General features: G+C 74.8%; 16 protein-coding genes and 1 tRNA gene. 12 read left to right on the top strand and 5 right to left on the bottom strand.

Annotated features, from left to right (window positions below; genetic code table 11):
- The first annotated feature begins 2 nt into the window (after positions 1-2).
- Complete coding sequence (locus KC207_RS16360; RefSeq protein ID WP_249138819.1) at positions 3-917, top strand: amidohydrolase family protein; 915 nt, start codon at positions 3-5, stop codon at positions 915-917.
- Between the two features lie 35 nt (positions 918-952).
- Here the strand turns inward: KC207_RS16360 and pdxY are convergent, their stop codons facing one another.
- Positions 953-1,807, bottom strand: a complete 855-nt coding sequence (gene pdxY / locus KC207_RS16355; RefSeq protein ID WP_211604396.1) for a pyridoxal kinase PdxY — start codon at positions 1,805-1,807, stop codon at positions 953-955.
- A 61-nt stretch (positions 1,808-1,868) separates the two neighbouring features.
- Between pdxY and KC207_RS16350 the strand changes: the two genes are divergently transcribed.
- On the top strand, positions 1,869-3,158 hold the full coding sequence (locus KC207_RS16350) for a glutamate-5-semialdehyde dehydrogenase (protein ID WP_249138818.1): 1,290 nt from the start codon (positions 1,869-1,871) through the stop codon (positions 3,156-3,158).
- 58 nt (positions 3,159-3,216) lie between these two features.
- On the opposite strand, the gene KC207_RS16345 is transcribed toward KC207_RS16350, so the two are convergent.
- Positions 3,217-4,221, bottom strand: coding sequence for a glycosyltransferase family 2 protein (locus tag KC207_RS16345; protein ID WP_211604394.1), 1,005 nt, complete (start codon positions 4,219-4,221; stop codon positions 3,217-3,219).
- A 568-nt stretch (positions 4,222-4,789) separates the two neighbouring features.
- Between KC207_RS16345 and KC207_RS16340 the strand changes: the two genes are divergently transcribed.
- The 5 genes from KC207_RS16340 (at position 4,790) to KC207_RS16320 (ending at position 6,795) form a co-directional block, all read left to right on the top strand.
- The gene (locus tag KC207_RS16340; protein WP_211604393.1) at positions 4,790-5,029 is read left to right on the top strand and encodes a hypothetical protein; all 240 of its coding nucleotides are present in this window, start codon (positions 4,790-4,792) and stop codon (positions 5,027-5,029) included.
- 26 nt (positions 5,030-5,055) lie between these two features.
- Positions 5,056-5,625 carry a nicotinate-nucleotide adenylyltransferase gene (gene nadD, locus KC207_RS16335; protein ID WP_249138817.1) on the top strand — a complete coding sequence of 190 codons (570 nt, stop codon included), beginning with the start codon at positions 5,056-5,058 and terminating at the stop codon, positions 5,623-5,625.
- Complete coding sequence (rsfS, locus tag KC207_RS16330; RefSeq protein WP_211604391.1) at positions 5,622-6,002, top strand: ribosome silencing factor; 381 nt, start codon at positions 5,622-5,624, stop codon at positions 6,000-6,002. The genes nadD and rsfS overlap by 4 nt, the downstream gene beginning before the upstream one ends.
- Positions 5,999-6,655 carry a histidine phosphatase family protein gene (locus tag KC207_RS16325; RefSeq protein WP_211604390.1) on the top strand — a complete coding sequence of 219 codons (657 nt, stop codon included), beginning with the start codon at positions 5,999-6,001 and terminating at the stop codon, positions 6,653-6,655. The genes rsfS and KC207_RS16325 overlap by 4 nt, the downstream gene beginning before the upstream one ends.
- Positions 6,656-6,722: 67 nt before the next feature.
- Positions 6,723-6,795: transfer RNA gene (locus KC207_RS16320), tRNA-Ala, on the top strand.
- A 171-nt stretch (positions 6,796-6,966) separates the two neighbouring features.
- On the opposite strand, the gene KC207_RS16315 is transcribed toward KC207_RS16320, so the two are convergent.
- Positions 6,967-7,566 (bottom strand): DNA-3-methyladenine glycosylase I, encoded by a 600-nt coding sequence (locus KC207_RS16315; protein WP_211604389.1) that lies wholly within the window; start codon positions 7,564-7,566, stop codon positions 6,967-6,969.
- Positions 7,563-8,714, bottom strand: coding sequence for a metallophosphoesterase (locus KC207_RS16310; RefSeq protein WP_211604388.1), 1,152 nt, complete (start codon positions 8,712-8,714; stop codon positions 7,563-7,565). Before KC207_RS16310 ends, KC207_RS16315 begins: the two co-directional genes overlap by 4 nt.
- A gap of 44 nt (positions 8,715-8,758) precedes the next feature.
- On the opposite strand from KC207_RS16310, the gene KC207_RS16305 reads away from it, so the two are divergent.
- The 3 genes from KC207_RS16305 to KC207_RS16295 all read left to right on the top strand — a co-directional run bounded on the left by KC207_RS16305 (position 8,759) and on the right by KC207_RS16295 (position 11,796).
- Positions 8,759-10,228 carry a flavin-containing monooxygenase gene (locus KC207_RS16305; protein ID WP_211604387.1) on the top strand — a complete coding sequence of 490 codons (1,470 nt, stop codon included), beginning with the start codon at positions 8,759-8,761 and terminating at the stop codon, positions 10,226-10,228.
- A 120-nt stretch (positions 10,229-10,348) separates the two neighbouring features.
- Complete coding sequence (locus KC207_RS16300) at positions 10,349-11,104, top strand: CHRD domain-containing protein (protein ID WP_211604386.1); 756 nt, start codon at positions 10,349-10,351, stop codon at positions 11,102-11,104.
- 2 nt (positions 11,105-11,106) lie between these two features.
- The gene (locus KC207_RS16295) at positions 11,107-11,796 is read left to right on the top strand and encodes a class F sortase (protein WP_249138816.1); all 690 of its coding nucleotides are present in this window, start codon (positions 11,107-11,109) and stop codon (positions 11,794-11,796) included.
- Between the two features lie 86 nt (positions 11,797-11,882).
- Here KC207_RS16295 and KC207_RS16290 read toward each other — a convergent pair whose 3' ends face one another.
- Positions 11,883-12,431: a TetR/AcrR family transcriptional regulator gene (locus KC207_RS16290; RefSeq protein ID WP_211604385.1), complete on the bottom strand. Its 549-nt coding sequence runs from the start codon at positions 12,429-12,431 to the stop codon at positions 11,883-11,885.
- Between the two features lie 75 nt (positions 12,432-12,506).
- Here KC207_RS16290 and KC207_RS16285 point away from each other — a divergent pair, with 75 nt between their 5' ends.
- Both KC207_RS16285 and leuS read left to right on the top strand, forming a co-directional pair.
- Positions 12,507-12,833: a DMT family transporter gene (locus KC207_RS16285; protein ID WP_211604384.1), complete on the top strand. Its 327-nt coding sequence runs from the start codon at positions 12,507-12,509 to the stop codon at positions 12,831-12,833.
- A 162-nt stretch (positions 12,834-12,995) separates the two neighbouring features.
- Positions 12,996-15,911 (top strand): leucine--tRNA ligase, encoded by a 2,916-nt coding sequence (gene leuS / locus KC207_RS16280; protein ID WP_211604383.1) that lies wholly within the window; start codon positions 12,996-12,998, stop codon positions 15,909-15,911.
- The last annotated feature ends 59 nt before the right edge of the window (positions 15,912-15,970 follow it).

Raw genomic sequence — 15,970 nt, 5'->3', positions numbered from 1 at the left:
CCGTGCCCGCCGTCCCGCCGCGCACCGACGAGGACGTCCCCGCGTTCTGGCGGGCGCTCGGTCTGCCGGGCCTCTACGACGTCCACGTCCACTTCCTCCCGCCGCGGATCCAGCGCGCCGTGTGGGCGGTCTTCGACGACGCCGGCCCGAAGATCGGCCGCCCCTGGCCCATCCGGTACCGCGGGAGCGTGCAGGAGCGGGTCGAGCACCTGCGGGCGATGGGGGTGCGCCGCTTCGGGACGCTGCCGTACGCGCACAAGCCCGGCGTCGCGACCTTCCTCAACGACTGGGCCCGCACGTTCGCCGGCGAGGTGCCGGAGGCCCTGTGGTCCGCGACGCTCTACCCCGAGCCGGAGGCGGCGCGCTACGTCCCCGACCTCGTCGCGGCGGGCGCGCAGGTCTGGAAGGTGCACGTGCAGGTCGGAGAGTTCGCCCTCGACGACCCGCTGCTCGACCCCGCGTGGGAGGTGCTCGCCGCCGCCGGCACCCCGGTCGTCGTCCACGCGGGGTCCGGGCCGGTCGGCAACGCCTTCACCGGGCCGGTCCCGCTGCGCCGGGTCCTCGAGCGGCACCCGCTCCTCACCGTCGTCGTCGCCCACCTCGGGGCGCCGGAGTACGCGGGGTTCCTCGACCTCGCCGAGCGGTTCGAGCGGACGCACCTCGACACGACGATGGTGTGGACCGACTTCTTCTCGGCGATCGAGGAGGCGGGGGCCTTCCCGGACGACCTCCTGCCCCGGCTCGCCGACCTCGGCCCGAAGGTGCTCCTCGGGTCGGACTTCCCGACGATCCCGTACCCGTACGCCCACCAGCTCGAGGCGCTCGCACGGCTGCGTGACCGGGAGCCCCGGCTCGACGACGCGTGGCTGCGCCAGGTGTGCTGGGAGACCCCGCGCCGGCTCGTCGAGGGCGCCTGACCTCCGGCCCCTCCGGCGCCGGCGGTCGGGCGGGGTCAGTGCAGGCGCTCGACCTCGAACTGCATCCGCGGGGTCGCGATCGTCTCCTGGCTCTGGACGAGCTGCAGCTCGCGCCGGCCGGACCGGTGCGTCGTCTCCAGGAGGTCGAAGACGCTCGAGACGGTGCGCCCGAGCGCCACGCCCGCGTCACCCGTCTCGAGCAGGTGCGCGGTGAAGAGCGCGGCGGTGACGTCGCCCGACCCGTTGGCCTTGAGCGGCAGCCGCGGCGTCCGCACGATCCACGCACCGTCCCCGTGGACGGCGAGCATCTCGATGGTGTCCTCCGGCCGGTCCGGGCGCAGGACGCTCGTCACGAGCACCGTCGAGGGGCCCATCGCGCGGGCCGCCTCGACGGAGGCGAGCGTGGAGTCGAGGTCGTCCGGCTCGGTCCCGGTGAGGAAGCCGAGCTCGAACTGGTTCGGGGTGATGAGGTCGGCCTGCGGGACGACCTTCTCGCGCAGGAGCACCGGGATGGCGGGGTGGACGAAGCAGCCGGACGTCGCGTTGCCCATCACCGGGTCGCAGGCGTAGATCGCCGACGGGTTCGCGGCCTTGGTCCGGGCGACGGCGTCGAGGACCACCTCGCCGATCTGCTCCCCGCCCTGGTAGCCGGACAGGACCGCGTCGACCTCGCCGAGCGCGCCGCGCTCCTCGACCCCGGTGACGACCTCGCGCACGTCCTCCGGCGGCATGAGCGGGCCGCGCCAGGCGCCGTAGCCGGTGTGGTTCGAGAAGTGGACGGTGTGCACCGGCCACACCTCGACGCCGAGGCGCTGGAGCGGGAATACCGCCGCGGAGTTGCCGACGTGGCCGTACGCGACGGAGGACTGGATGGAGAGGATCGTCGTCACCGCGCCATCCTCGCACCGGACGCCGCCGCGACGCACGGCCGCTCCGTCCTACGCTGACGCCATGGCCGAGCACACCGCCGTGGACCCCGCCGACGTCGAGGCCGTCCGGACCGCCGCCGAGGGCGCCGGCGCCGCCTCCCGGCGTCTTGCCCTCCTGTCGCGGGCCGAGAAGGACGCCGCGCTGCACGTCCTCGCGGACGCCCTCGACGCCGCGACCGAGGAGGTCGTCGCCGCGAACGCCCTCGACCTCGAGCGGGGCGCGCAGCAGCGGATGGCCGAGAGCCTGCGCGACCGGCTGCGGCTCGACCCGGACCGCGTCGCCGCCGTCGCCGGGGCGCTGCGCGACGTCGCCGGCCTGCCCGACCCGGTCGGGGAGGTCGTGCGCGGCTCGACCCTCGCCAACGGCCTGCAGATCCGCCAGGTGCGGGTGCCGATGGGCGTCGTCGGGATGATCTACGAGGCCCGCCCGAACGTCACGGTCGACGCCGCCGGCCTCGGTCTGAAGTCCGGCAACGCCGTCCTCCTGCGCGGTGGCAGCGCCGCCGCCGAGACCAACGGCGCCCTCGTCGGCGTCCTCCGGACGGCCCTCGAGGGGCACGGCCTGCCCGCGGACGCCGTGACGCTCCTCGAGGGCGGGCACGGGGTCGTCCGGGCGCTCATGACGGCCCGCGGCCTCGTCGACCTCCTCATCCCGCGGGGTGGGGCCGACCTCATCGAGGCCGTCGTCACCGGCTCGACCGTCCCGGTCATCGAGACCGGCGTCGGCAACTGCCACGTGTACGTCGACGCCGCGGCCGACCTCGACCGTGCGCTCGCCATCGCCGTCAACAGCAAGACGCACCGGCCGAGCGTCTGCAACGCCGCCGAGTCCCTCCTCGTCCACCGGGACGTCGCCGCGGCCTTCCTGCCGCGGGTGCTCCCGGCGCTCGCCGCCGAGGGCGTCACGCTGCACACCGACGACGTCGCAGGGGAGAGGGCCGCGGCCGCCGGGGTCGTGCACGACGCCGTGACCGACGAGCACTTCGCGACGGAGTTCCACGGCCTCGAGATGGCCGTCGGGGTCGTCGACGACCTCGACGCCGCCCTCGCCCACATCCGCCGGCACGGGTCGGGGCACACCGAGGCGATCGTCACCGAGGACCGGGCGGCCGCCCGCCGGTTCACCGCCGAGGTCGACGCCGCCGCCGTCATGGTCAACGCGAGCACCCGGTTCACCGACGGCGGCGAGTTCGGGTTCGGCGCGGAGATCGGCATCTCGACCCAGAAGCTGCACGCCCGCGGGCCGATGGCGCTGCCGGAGCTCACGACGACGAAGTGGGTCGTCGAGGGGGACGGCCAGGTCCGGACCTGACCGCGTCGTCCGGGTCGGACGCGTCTGGCGCCGCCGACGCGGCCCGCCCGGCGGGCGGTCAGCCGCCCGTGCCGCCCGAGGCGTCCCGCCGGGGGAGCGGGGTGACCCGGGCGTCGGCGCGCTCCTCGCCGCCGGTGAGGCTGTCGTGCGCGACGAAGTACGTCGGACGGGCCTGCAGCGCCGCGTAGGTGCGCCTCACGTACTCCCCGAGGATGCCGAGGGCGAGCAGCTGCACGGCGCCGACGGCGGCGACGACGACCACCGTCGAGGTCCAGCCGGGGAGGGTGTTGCCGAGGAGCATCGCGGCCACGGCGTACACGAGGACGGCGAGCGCCGCGACGCCGCCGAGGAGGCCGAGCCACGTCGCGAACCGCAGCGGGGCGATGGAGAACCCGGTGACCCCGTCGACGGCGAGCCGGAGCATCTTGCCGAGGGGGTACTTCGAGTCGCCCGCTGCCCGCTCGGCCCGGGTGTAGCCCACGGAGGCGCTGGGGAAGCCGAGGGCGGGGACGACGAGCCGCAGCACCCGGTTCTGCTCCGGGAGGGCGTTGACGGCGTCGACGGTGGCCCGGGACATGAGCCGGAAGTCGCCGGCGTCGACCCGGGAGTCGACGTCGGACAGGGCACGGATGGAGCGGTAGAAGGCGCGGGCGGTGACCCGCTTGAAGGCGGTGTCGCTCGAGCGGTCCTCCCGCACCCCGTAGACGACGTCGACGTCCTGCTCGCGGGCGACGGCGAGCATCTCGGCGATGGTCTCCGGCGGGTCCTGCAGGTCGGCGTCGATCGTCACGACGTAGCGCCCCCGGGCCCGGTCCAGGCCCGCGGAGATGGCGGCCTGGTGGCCGGCGTTGGCCCGCAGCCGCACGACCCGCACGGCGTCCCACTCGCGGCGCAGCCGCTGGAGCAGGACGGGGGTCGCGTCGCTCGAGCCGTCGTCGACGCAGAGGATCTCGTACGTGACGCCCCAGGCCTCGGCGAGCGGGCGGAGGCGGTCGACGAACAGGGGGATGACGTCCTGCTCGTCGTACATCGGGACGACGACCGACAGCTCCGGCTCCGGCATGCGCCCAGGGTAGGCGTCGCGGCGCCCGGCATCGACCCGTTCGGGCGGGTGGGGGAGGTCCCACCCGACCCCCGAGGTGCGGCCGGAGGGCCCCCGAGTACGAGACCGGGGGCCCTCGGCCGGCGGCGGAACCACCGGCCCGCGGGCCGGTGGACCCTTGCGGCGAGCCGCACGAGGTGAACCACGCGACGATGGTGCCGCCCCGAGGGACGGACTTCTCCCGGGCCGTCGGCCGCGGTACCCGCGCCGTCGCACGCGGCGTGCACCCCCCGAGGGCGGCGCACGGCCTGCGCCCGTCTCCGGGACGCAGGGCGTCGTACCGTTATCCGATCGACCCACCCCTGGGCGTCACGGGCACGGACCGTTCTCGGGGTCCGGGCCTGCTCCGCGCAGCGGGCGTGGGGACTGTTCTAGCCGTCCGGCGAGGGTCGTCGCAACCTGTTCGGGGGGTTTTCCGGCGTCGTCGGTCCGGGCGGCGTGTCGTCCACAGGCCGCCGCGCACGACACCCCCGTCGTGCACAGCCCTGTGGACGAAATCGGTGGACAGCCACCCGGTAGGCTGACCGCCATGTCGAGCATCGTCGTCGCCCTCGCCGCGGCCGAGGAGGCCGGCGGTACCGAGCTGCCGCTGCCCGCGTGGAGCATCGGGCTCATCGCCCTCCTGGTCTTCCTCGCCCTCCTCGGGGTCACCTGGTCCTTCCGGGGCACCCACCACAAGTACGCCCCGCCCGCCCAGGGTGCCAAGGGCGCCGCCGAGGGCGGGACGAGCGACGCCCCGCACTGGCCCGAGCACACGGACCACCACTGAGCGAGCGCCGCGTGCGGCTCGGGGTGATGGGCGGCACGTTCGACCCCATCCACCACGGCCACCTCGTCGCGGCGTCGGAGGTGCAGTCCCTCCTCGGGCTCGACGAGGTGCTCTTCGTCCCGACCGGCCGGCCGTGGCAGAAGGCCGAGTCCGACGTCACGCCGGCCGAGCACCGCTACCTCATGACCGTCGTCGCGACCGCCTCGAACCCCCGGTTCACCGTCTCCCGGGTCGACCTCGACCGGGAGGGGGCGACGTACACCGTCGACACCCTGCGCGACCTGCGGGCCGCCCGCCCCGACGCCGAGCTGTTCTTCATCACCGGCGCCGACGCCCTGGCCCAGATCCTGTCGTGGAAGGACGCCGACGACCTCTGGGACCTCGCCCACTTCGTCGGGGTCACCCGCCCCGGGTACCCGCTCAGCGAGTCGGGGCTGCCCGAGGACCGGGTCACCCTCCAGGAGGTCCCCGCGATGGCGATCTCCTCGACCGACTGCCGCGAGCGGGTCCGGGACGGCCACCCGGTCTGGTACCTCGTCCCCGACGGCGTCGTCCAGTACATCTCGAAGCACCACCTCTACACAGGAGCACCGTGACCGCCACCGACCGCGCCCTCGAGCTGGCCCGCGCCGCGGCGACCGCCGCGTCCGACAAGCTCGCCACGACCATCACCGGGATCGATGTCTCGGACCAGCTCGCGCTGACCGACGTCTTCGTCATCGTCTCCGCCGAGTCCGAGCGCCAGGTCGGCTCGATCGTCGACGAGGTCGAGGACGTCCTGCGCGAGCGCGGGGCCAAGCCCGTCCGCCGGGAGGGCCAGCGCGACGGCCGCTGGGTCCTCATCGACTTCAGCGACATCGTGGTCCACGTCCAGCACGACGAGGAGCGCGAGTTCTACGAGCTCGAGCGGCTGTGGAAGGACTGCCCGGCGATCGACCTCGGCGTCGTCGGGACCGAGCAGGGCGGACGGTGAGCGCCGGCGCGGGTCCGCGCCGGGTCGTCGTCCTGCGCCACGGCGAGACGACGTACAACGCCGCCGGGGTGTGGCAGGGGCAGCTGGACAGCCCGTTGTCCGACCTCGGCGTGCAGCAGGCCGAGGCGGCCGGTGCGGCCGTCGCCGCCCTCGGCCCCGCCCGGGTCGTGACCTCGGACCTGCAGCGCGCCCGGCGGACCGGCGAGAGCGTCGCCGCCGCGGCCGGTGTCCCGATCACCGAGGACGTCCGGCTCCGCGAGATCCACGCCGGGTCCTGGCAGGGGCTGACGAACGACGAGATCGTGGCCCGCTGGCCCGACGAGCACGCCCGCCTGCGGGCCGGGGAGGACGTCCCGCGTCCCGGCGGCGGGGAGTCCCTGGCCGACGTGCGGCGCCGCACCGGCGCGGCGATCGAGGACGCGCTCGCGGCGACGGCGGCGGGGGAGTGCGTCGTGCTGTCGACCCACGGGGCGGCGGGCCGGGCGGCCGTGTCGTGGCTGCTCGGGATCGAGGTCATGGACGCCTGGCGGATGCTCGGGGCGCTCGGCAACTGCCACTGGGGCGAGGTCGTCGAGGGGGCCCACGGCTGGCGGCTGCGGACGTGGAACGTCACCGGCGCGCCGGGCCCGGCGGACGGGACCTTCGTGCCCTGAGGCCGATTTGGGGGAGCGGTTCGGGCGTGGGTAGACTCCACGTCGCCCCTTCGGGGGCATCCCACTCGGGGCTGTAGCGCAGTTGGTAGCGCACCTCCATGGCATGGAGGGGGTCAGGGGTTCGAATCCCCTCAGCTCCACGTGGTCGAACGGGCCCGGCGAGTACTCGCCGGGCCCGTTCCTCGTTCCCGGGCTCGTCCGTGGGGGCCGGCCGCGTCGCGTGGAGGATCCCCGGGGCGTGGACCCCGAGGATCCTCCACGCGGGCGGTTGCAGTCCGGGGGAGACGGGGGCGCCGGGTGACGCCGACCGGTCAGCCGGGCCAGACCCCGCTCGTGCCGCGGCGGTGGCTGCCGAGCAGGTGGGTGTCGACGATGCCGAGCGCCTCCATGAGGGCGAACATCGTCGTCGGGCCGACGAAGGTGAACCCGTGCCGCTTGAGGGCCTTCGACAGCGCGACCGACTCCGGCGAGGTCGTCGGTACCTCGGCGAGGGCGCGCGGACGCGGGGTGTCGGCCGGTCGGAAGGACCACACGAACGCCGCGAGGTCGCCGTCGGGGTGCTCGCGCAGGGCCACCGTCGCGCGGGCGTTCGTCACCGTCGCGAGGACCTTGGCGCGGTTGCGGACGATGCCCGCGTCGCCGAGCAGCCGGGCGACGTCGGTGTCGTCGTAGCCGGCGACGACGTCCGGGTCGAAGCCGTCGAACGCCGCGCGGAACGCCGGCCGCTTGCGCAGGATCGTCGCCCAGGACAGCCCGGACTGGAACGCCTCGAGGGAGAGCCGCTCGAACACCCCGCGCTCGTCGCGGACCGGCATCCCCCACTCGGTGTCGTAGTAGTCGCGCAGCAGGGGGTCGGTGGCGGCCCAGCGGGGCCGGGCGAGGCCGTCCTCGCCGACGACGACGTCGCTCATCGGGCGGGTCCCCGGCGCAGCGTGACGACGGGGACCTCGGGGGCGGCGGCCACGCGCACCGGCGGTCCCCAGGCGCCGACGCCGCGGGAGGTGACGACCGTCGTGCCGGCGACGACCTCGACCCCGTCGACCGCGGGCTGCTGGAGCGGCACGAGGTACCGCAGGGGCCACAGCTGGCCGCCGTGGGTGTGCCCGGACAGCTGCACGTCGACGCCACGGCCCTCGACGTCGAGCGCCTGCCGCGGTTGGTGCGCCGCGAGCAGCGCGAACTCGTCGGGGTCGACGTCCTCGAGCGCGGCCTCGACGTCCGGCGAGAAGGTGCCCGTGCCCTCGAGGTCGTCGAGGCCAACGAGGCGGATCGCGGCGCCGTCCCTGCCGACCCGGACGGACTCGTCGCGCAGGACGGTGAGGCCGAGGCGCTCGAACTCCGCGACCCAGCCCGCGGCGCCGGTGTACATCTCGTGGTTGCCGGTCGTCGCGAACACCCCGAGCGGTGCGGTGAGCCCGGCGAGGGGAGCGATCTCGGCGGCGTACCGCTCGGCGGGCCCCTCGACGAGGTCGCCGGCGACGACGACGAGGTCGGGACGCGCCCCCTGGACGAGGTCGACGACCCCCTGGGTGAACCCGGCCCCGCGCACGGCCCCGGCGTGGATGTCGGTGACGAGGGCCACGCGCAGGCCGTCGAGCTCCGCGGGCAGCGTGGGGGAGGCGACCTCGTACTCGGTGAGCGACGGCCGGGCCGCGGCCGCCACCCCGTACCCCGTGACGACGACGGTGACCGCGACGACGAGCAGCGAGCCCACCCGGTTGAGCCGACGACGGGCGGCCGCACCGTGGTCCTGCCGCCGGCGCACGAGCCAGGTCCCGACGCTCACGAGCCACACCGACCCGAGACCGAGCGCGAGGTAGAGGCACGCCGCGAGGAAGGTCTGCCCGACCCAGGCGAACGGCCGCATCGTCGCGGGGGACCAGGCGGCCCCCCACCCGTCGAGACCGACGGGGACGAGCGCGGCGAGCCCGACGAGGACGAGCGCGACGACGACCCGCACGGGCACCGGCCACCGGGGCGCGACCGCGAGCCGGTGCCAGAGGAACAGGACGAAGCCGGCCGTCACGGCGAGGGGTGCCACCACGGCGAGCACACTCATGGGCGGCATCGTCGCACGCGGCCCCGACACCTACGGTGGACCCCGTGACCCGCGACCCGATGGCCCCGCAGCCGCTCGACGTCGACGTCCTCGTCGTCGGCGCCGGCATCTCGGGCGTCGGCACGGGGGCCCGGCTCGCCATGCACCGTCCCGACCTGACGTGGGCGGTCGTGGAGGCGCGCGAGGACCTCGGCGGCACGTGGGACCTCTTCCGCTACCCCGGGGTCCGCTCGGACTCGGACATGTTCACCCTCGCCTACCCGTTCCGGCCGTGGACGGGGGAGCGCTCCATCGTCACCGGCGAGGAGATCCTGCGCTACGTCCGCGAGACGGCCCACGCGTACGGGGTCGACGCCCGCCTGCACCTCGGTCAACGGGTCACCGACCTCGCGTGGGACTCCGGCGAGCGGTGCTGGCGGGTGACGGCGGTCCGTGCCGACGGCGAGGTCCTCACCCACCGGGCCCGGTTCGTCCACCTCGCCACCGGCTACTACTCCTACGACGAGCCGCACGACGCCGGCATCGCCGGCCTCGACACCCTCGACGGCGACGTCGTGCACCCCCAGCACTGGCCACCCGACCTCGAGGTCGCGGGCCGCCGGGTCGTCGTCGTCGGCAGCGGCGCGACGGCCGTCACCCTCGTCCCCGCCCTCGTCCGGAGGGGCGCGGCCCACGTGACGATGCTGCAGCGCAGCCCCGGCTACGTCGCCGCCCTCCCCTCGCGCGACCCGGGGGCCGCGAGGCTGGGCCGCGTCCTGCCCGAGGACGTCGCGGGGCGGGCCGTCCGGGTCCGGAACGTCGTGGCGTCCGGGCTGTCCTACGCGGCGCTTCGCCGCTTCCCGGGGGCCGGGCGGCGCGTGCTGCGCCGCCGGCTGCTCGGGCGGCTGCCGGCGGGCTACCCCGTCGACACCCACTTCGGGCCGCGGTACGACCCGTGGGACCAGCGGCTGTGCGTGACACCCGACGGGGACCTCCTCGACGCGCTGTCCACCGGAGCGGCCCAGGTCGTGACGAGCGCGCTGGACCGGGTCGTGCCCGAGGGGGTCCGGCTCGTCGACGGCTCGGTCCTGGACGCCGACGTCGTCGTCACCGCGACGGGGCTGCGGCTCCAGGTCGCCGGCGGCGCCGACATCACCGTCGACGGCGAGCCCGTCGAGGTCGGCGAACGCTGGGTCCTGCGCGGCTGCATGCTGTCCGGCGTGCCGAACCTGTCCCTCGCCGTCGGGTACGTCAACGCGAGCTGGACGCTGCGCTCGGACCTCACCGCCCGGTGGGTCACCGGGCTCCTCGGCTGGATGGACCGCCGCGGGCTCACGGTCGCCACGCCCCGGTGGGACGGCTCGGGGGACGAGGCCCGGCCGCTGCTGCCGCTCATGGCGGGCTACGTCCGCCGCGGCGCGCACCTGCTGCCGCGCCAGGCCGGGCGGCGCCCGTGGCGGGTCGTCCAGAGCTACCCGCGGGACGTCCTCGAGATGCGCCGCGGCGGGTACGCCGAGGGCCTGGACGTGCGCTGACCGCAGATCGGTCCAATCCACGGGGCGGACCCTCCCGAACCCCTGACGCCGACGGGAGCTGCCTCACGGCGTGGAACGGCGTCGTCCCTCCCGCACCGGCGAGACGAACGGAGACGATCCATGCGAAAGTCCATCCCCGCAGCAGCCGCCCTCGCCCTCGGGGCCTTCCCGCTCGCCGCCCTCCCGGCGTCGGCCGCGGACGGCACCTACACGGCGAACCTCACCCAGCTCAACGACTCCGGGGTGACGAGCACGGCGATGGCGACGCTCGACGGGAACACCCTGGACATCTCGATCGAGAGCCAGGGCCTGCTCGCGGGCTCGCCCCACGCCCAGCACATCCACATCGGTGGCATGGGCCAGTGCCCGAGCAACGACGACGAGGGCAGCGGCGCCGACGGGGCCCTGCAGGTCAGCGACGCCGCCGACCAGTACGGCATGATCGGCGCCTCGCTGACGACCGAGGGCGACACCAGCCCGGACAGCGGACTGGCCGTCGACCGCTTCCCGGTCGGTGACGACTCCTACCAGCGCAGCTTCGAGGTGAGCGACGACGTCGCCGCGGCGATCGAGGACGGCACCGCCGTCGTCGTCCTGCACGGTGTCGACCAGAACGGCAGCGGCGAGTACGACGGCGAGGTCATGTCCGACCTCGACGACTCCCTCCCGGAGGAGGCCACCAACCCGGCCGCCTGCGGCGTGCTCACCGCCGGCCAGATGACCGAGATGCCCGGTGGCGGCGTCGAGACCGGTGGCGGCTCCACGGCCGGCATGGAGGAGGCCGGCCTCGCGGCCCTCGGCGGCACCCTCCTCGTCGGTGGCGCCGGCCTCGGCCTGCTCGCGGCGCGTCGCCGGACCGCGGACGAGCGCTCCTGACCGTGCGACTCCCACGCCTCGGCCACCGTCGCCTCCTGGCGGCGGTGGCCGCGGTGCTCGTCCTCGCGGGGGCCGGTGCGCTGGGGACCGCCCTGGCGAGCCAGGAGAGCGCCCCGCAGCCACCCCCCGTGACGGACGCGGCGCCGCGCAGCGAGCCCGAACCGTCGCCGACCGACACCCCGTCGAGCGAGCCGAGCGCCGAGCCCGAGCCGGAGCCGACCGGCATGTCCCGGTCCGCCGCCGTCCGGGTGCAGGCGCCGAGCGTCGACATCGACTCGGTCGTCAACGAGACCGGCCTGAACGCCGAGGGCGAGATCCAGGTGCCGCAGCACGGCCCGCAGTACGACGAGGCCGCGTGGTTCACCGGGTCCCCGTCGCCCGGCGAGCTCGGCCCCAGCGTCCTGCTCGGCCACGTCGACTCCGTGAGCACCGGTCCGTCGGTGTTCTTCGAGCTCGGCGGCATCGCGGAGGGTGACGAGGTCACCGTGACCCGTGCGGACGGCGAGGACGTGACCTTCGAGGTCTACCGCATCGACCGCTACGCGAAGAACGCCTTCCCGACCGCCTCGGTCTACGGCAACACCGAGGGTCCCGAGCTGCGCCTCATCACCTGCGGCGGGGACATCAACGAGGGCACCGGGCACTACGAGGACAACGTCGTCGTCTACGCGAAGGTCGTCCAGGCTGCCTGACGCCGCGTGTCCGACCCGACGGCCGAGGGGCCCGCCTCCGTCGAGGCGGGCCCCTCGTCGTGTCGTCGGACGTCCACGACGTGCGCTCAGGAGCCGCTGCAGAGGCGCTCGACCGCGGCGACGAGGGTCTCGAGCGCCGGGCCGGCGGGGGAGCCGAACGAGGCGTCGAGCTCGAGCCCCATGAAGGTGGCGTCGACGAGGTGGGTGACCCCGTCGAGACGGGCCGCCGGGACCCCCGAACGGGCCAGGTGGTCGCGGACCGCCGAGGACCACAGGGCGTTGGCCGACCCGACCGTCGACGCGTACGGCTCCCGGCCGAAGAGCCCGAGCGCGGACGCCTCGACGTGCAGCCGCTGACACCGGCGCACGGCGGGCGCCTCCCAGAGCCGGTGCAGGTCCCGCACGGCGGCGCCGGGGGAGGCGCTCGCCGGCAGCGCCCGGAGCCGCTCGAGCGCACGGGCGGTGGCGCATCGGACGACCTCGGCGACGAGCGCGTCCTTGCTCCCGAGGTGGTACAGCAGCATCCGGTCGCTCGTCCCGAGCGCCTCGGCCAGCGGCCGCAGGCTCAGCCCGACGAGCCCGTGGTCCAGGGCGTGGTCGGTCGCGGCCTCGACGATCTCCTCCCGGCGTCCCACGGGGAGTGAGTGTAGCGACTGCTACGCTGGCGGTGTAGCACCCGCTACACGCCGCGTCGCCGAGGGAGGTCCGCGATGCCCCCGTTCGTCCTGCTCCTGCTCGCCGTGGCCGCCGAGGTCGGGGCGACCGCGACCCTGCCGCGCACCCGCGGGCTGACCCAGCCGGGGTGGTCGGCGCTCGTCGTCGCGGGGTACCTCGTCGCCATCTGGCTGCTCGCCCTCGTCGTGCAGCAGATGGACGTCTCGGTCGTCTACGCCGTGTGGGCCGGCCTCGGGGTGGCCGCGGTCGCCGTCATCGGGTACCTCTTCCTCGGCGAGGACCTGGGCCCGGCCCGGCTCATCGGTCTCGCCCTCGTCGTCGCCGGGGTCGTCCTGCTCAACCTCCGCGGCGGCGGGCACTGAGGCCCACGGCCGGGGCGGCGGCCCGTGCGCTACCCTGAGCGCGTGACGAGCGGCCTGCTGCTTCGCTAGCCGCGCCGGCCCCCGGCCCGCGCGGCGACCCCTCCTGAGCGAGGGGTTTTTTCATGGCCCGAGGACGCCCGACCTGACGACGACGAGGACGAGATGAGCGAGACCCCGCACCGCTACACCGCCGAGCTGGCCGGCCGGATCGAGGTCGCCTGGCAGGACCGCTGGGAGGAGCAGGGCGTCTTCCGCGCCCCCAACCCCGCCGGCCCGTGGGCCGACCCCGAGGGCGTCGCGGAGCACGAGGGCGGCCACCTGCTCGTGCTCGACATGTTCCCGTACCCGAGCGGTGCCGGGCTGCACGTCGGCCACCCGCTCGGGTACATCGCGACCGACGTCTACGCCCGGTTCAACCGGATGCTCGGCAAGAACGTGCTGCACTGCCTCGGCTACGACGCCTTCGGGCTGCCGGCCGAGCAGTACGCCGTCCAGACCGGCCAGCACCCCCGGAAGACGACCGAGGAGAACATCGCGATCATGGCCCGCCAGCTGCGCCGGCTGGGCCTCGGGCACGACGACCGTCGCGCGGTGCGGACCATCGACCCGGACTACTACCGCTGGACGCAGTGGATCTTCCTCCAGATCTTCAACGCCTGGTACGACGCCGACGCCCCGCGCGAGGACGGCGGCACCGGCCGTGCCCGCCCGATCGCCGAGCTCGTCGAGGAGTACCGCAGCGGCACCCGCCCGCTGCCCGCCGAGGACGGCCGCGGCTGGGACGACCTGTCGCACGTCGAGCGCGCCGAGATCCTCGACTCCCGGCGCCTCGTGCAGTCCGTCGAGGCGACCGTCAACTGGTGCCCCGGCCTCGGGACCGTCCTCGCGAACGAGGAGGTGACGAACGAGGGCCGCTCCGACCGCGGCAACTTCCCCGTCTTCAAGCGCCGGCTGCGCCAGTGGGTCATGCGGATCACGGAGTACGCCGACCGGCTCGCCGACGACCTCGACGGGGTGCAGTGGCCCGAGAAGGTCAAGACGATGCAGCGCAACTGGATCGGCCGCAGCCAGGGCGCCCACGTCACCTTCCCCGTCGGCACCGACGCCGCCCACCCCGGCATCGAGGTCTTCACGACCCGCCCGGACACCCTGTTCGGGGCCACCTTCATGGCGCTCGCGCCGGAGCACCCGCTCGTCGACTCCCTCGTGCCCGAGGGCGGCTGGCCGGAGGGCACCGACGACGCGTGGACCGGTGGCGCCGCGACGCCCGCCGAGGCCGTCGCCGCCTACCGCGCGCAGGCCGCCGCGAGGACCGACCTCGAGCGACAGGCCGAGGGCAAGGCCAAGACCGGCGTCTTCACCGGCGGGTTCGCGCTCAACCCGGTGAGCGGCGCCCCCGTCCCGGTCTTCGTCGCCGACTACGTCCTCATGGGCTACGGCACCGGCGCCATCATGGCCGTGCCCGCCCAGGACGAGCGCGACTGGGACTTCGCGACCGCCTACCGGCTGCCGATCATCCGCACGGTGCAGCCGCCCGAAGACCACGACGAGGACACCGCGTACACCGGCGACGGCCCCGCCGTGAACTCCGCGAACGACGAGGTCTCCCTCGACGGGCTCGACGTCGCCGACGCCAAGGAGCGCATCGTCGCCTGGCTCGAGGACAAGGGCCTCGGCCGCGGCGCGGTGACGTACAAGCTGCGCGACTGGCTCTTCGCCCGCCAGCGCTACTGGGGCGAGCCGTTCCCCGTCCTCTTCGACGAGGACGGCATCGCCCACGGCGTGCCGGAGGACCAGCTGCCCGTCGAGCTGCCGGACGTCCCCGACTACACCCCGAAGGTCTACGACCCCGACGACGCGGACAGCGAGCCCGAGCCGCCGCTGGCCCGGGACACCGACTGGGTCACCGTCGAGGCCGACCTCGGCGACGGCCGGGGCACCCGGACGTTCCGGCGGGACACCAACGTCATGCCGCAGTGGGCCGGCTCCTGCTGGTACTACCTGCGCTACCTCGACCCGGCGAACGGCCAGGCCCTCGTCGACCCGGAGAACGAGGCGTACTGGATGGGCCCGCGCCCGGCGCCGGTCGCCGGCGCGCCCGCCGGGACGGGCGACCCGGGCGGCGTCGACCTCTACGTCGGCGGCGTCGAGCACGCGGTGCTCCACCTGCTCTACGCCCGGTTCTGGCACAAGGTCCTCTTCGATCTCGGCCACCTCTCCTCCTCGGAGCCGTTCCGCACGTACTTCGCCCAGGGGTACATCCAGGCGCCGGCCTTCACCGACGCGCGCGGCCAGTACGTCGAGGCGTCCGAGGTCGAGGAGCACGTGGGGGACGACGGCACCCCGTCCTTCACCCACGCGGGCGCGCCGGTGAACCGGGAGTTCGGCAAGATCGGCAAGTCGCTGAAGAACATGGTCTCGCCGGACGACATGTACGCGATGTACGGCGCCGACACCTTCCGGCTGTACGAGATGGGCCTCGGGCCGCTCGAGCAGAGCAAGCCGTGGGACACCCGGGCCGCCGTCGGCAGCCAGCGCTTCCTGCAGCGGCTGTGGCGCAACGTCGTCGACGAGGAGACCGGGGACCTGCGCGTCGCCGACGTCGACGTCGACGCCGAGACGGCGAAGGTGCTGCACCGCACGATCGCCGCCGTCCGCGAGGACTACGCCGGGCTCGGCTTCAACACCGCCATCGCCCGGCTCACCGAGCTGAACAACGCCCTGACCAAGCTCGGCGGCGACGTCCCCCGGCCGGCCGCCGAGGCGCTCGTCCTCATGGTCGCCCCGCTCGCCCCGCACGTCGCGGAGGAGCTGTGGCGCCGGATGGGCCACGAGACCTCGCTCGTCCACGCGGCCTTCCCCGAGGCCGACCCGGCGCTGCTCGTCGACGACACCGTGACGTGCGTCGTCCAGGTGGGGGGCAAGGTCCGCGACCGGCTCGAGGTGCCGGCCGACATCACGGAGGACGCCCTGCGCGAGCTCGCCCTCGCGAGCCCGAGGATCCAGGCGCTGCTCGAGAACGGGGTGCGGACCGTCGTCGTCCGTGCGCCGAGGCTCGTCAACGTCGTGCCCGCCTGAGGTCGAGGTCGCCCGTCCGGTGCTCACGCCGCGCAGTGGGCGGGCGTCTCGGGTCGTGG

The organism is Phycicoccus avicenniae (assembly GCF_018139485.1).
GTDB lineage: Bacteria > Actinomycetota > Actinomycetes > Actinomycetales > Dermatophilaceae > Phycicoccus > Phycicoccus avicenniae.
This window is presented reverse-complemented; position numbering and strand designations above follow the sequence as displayed.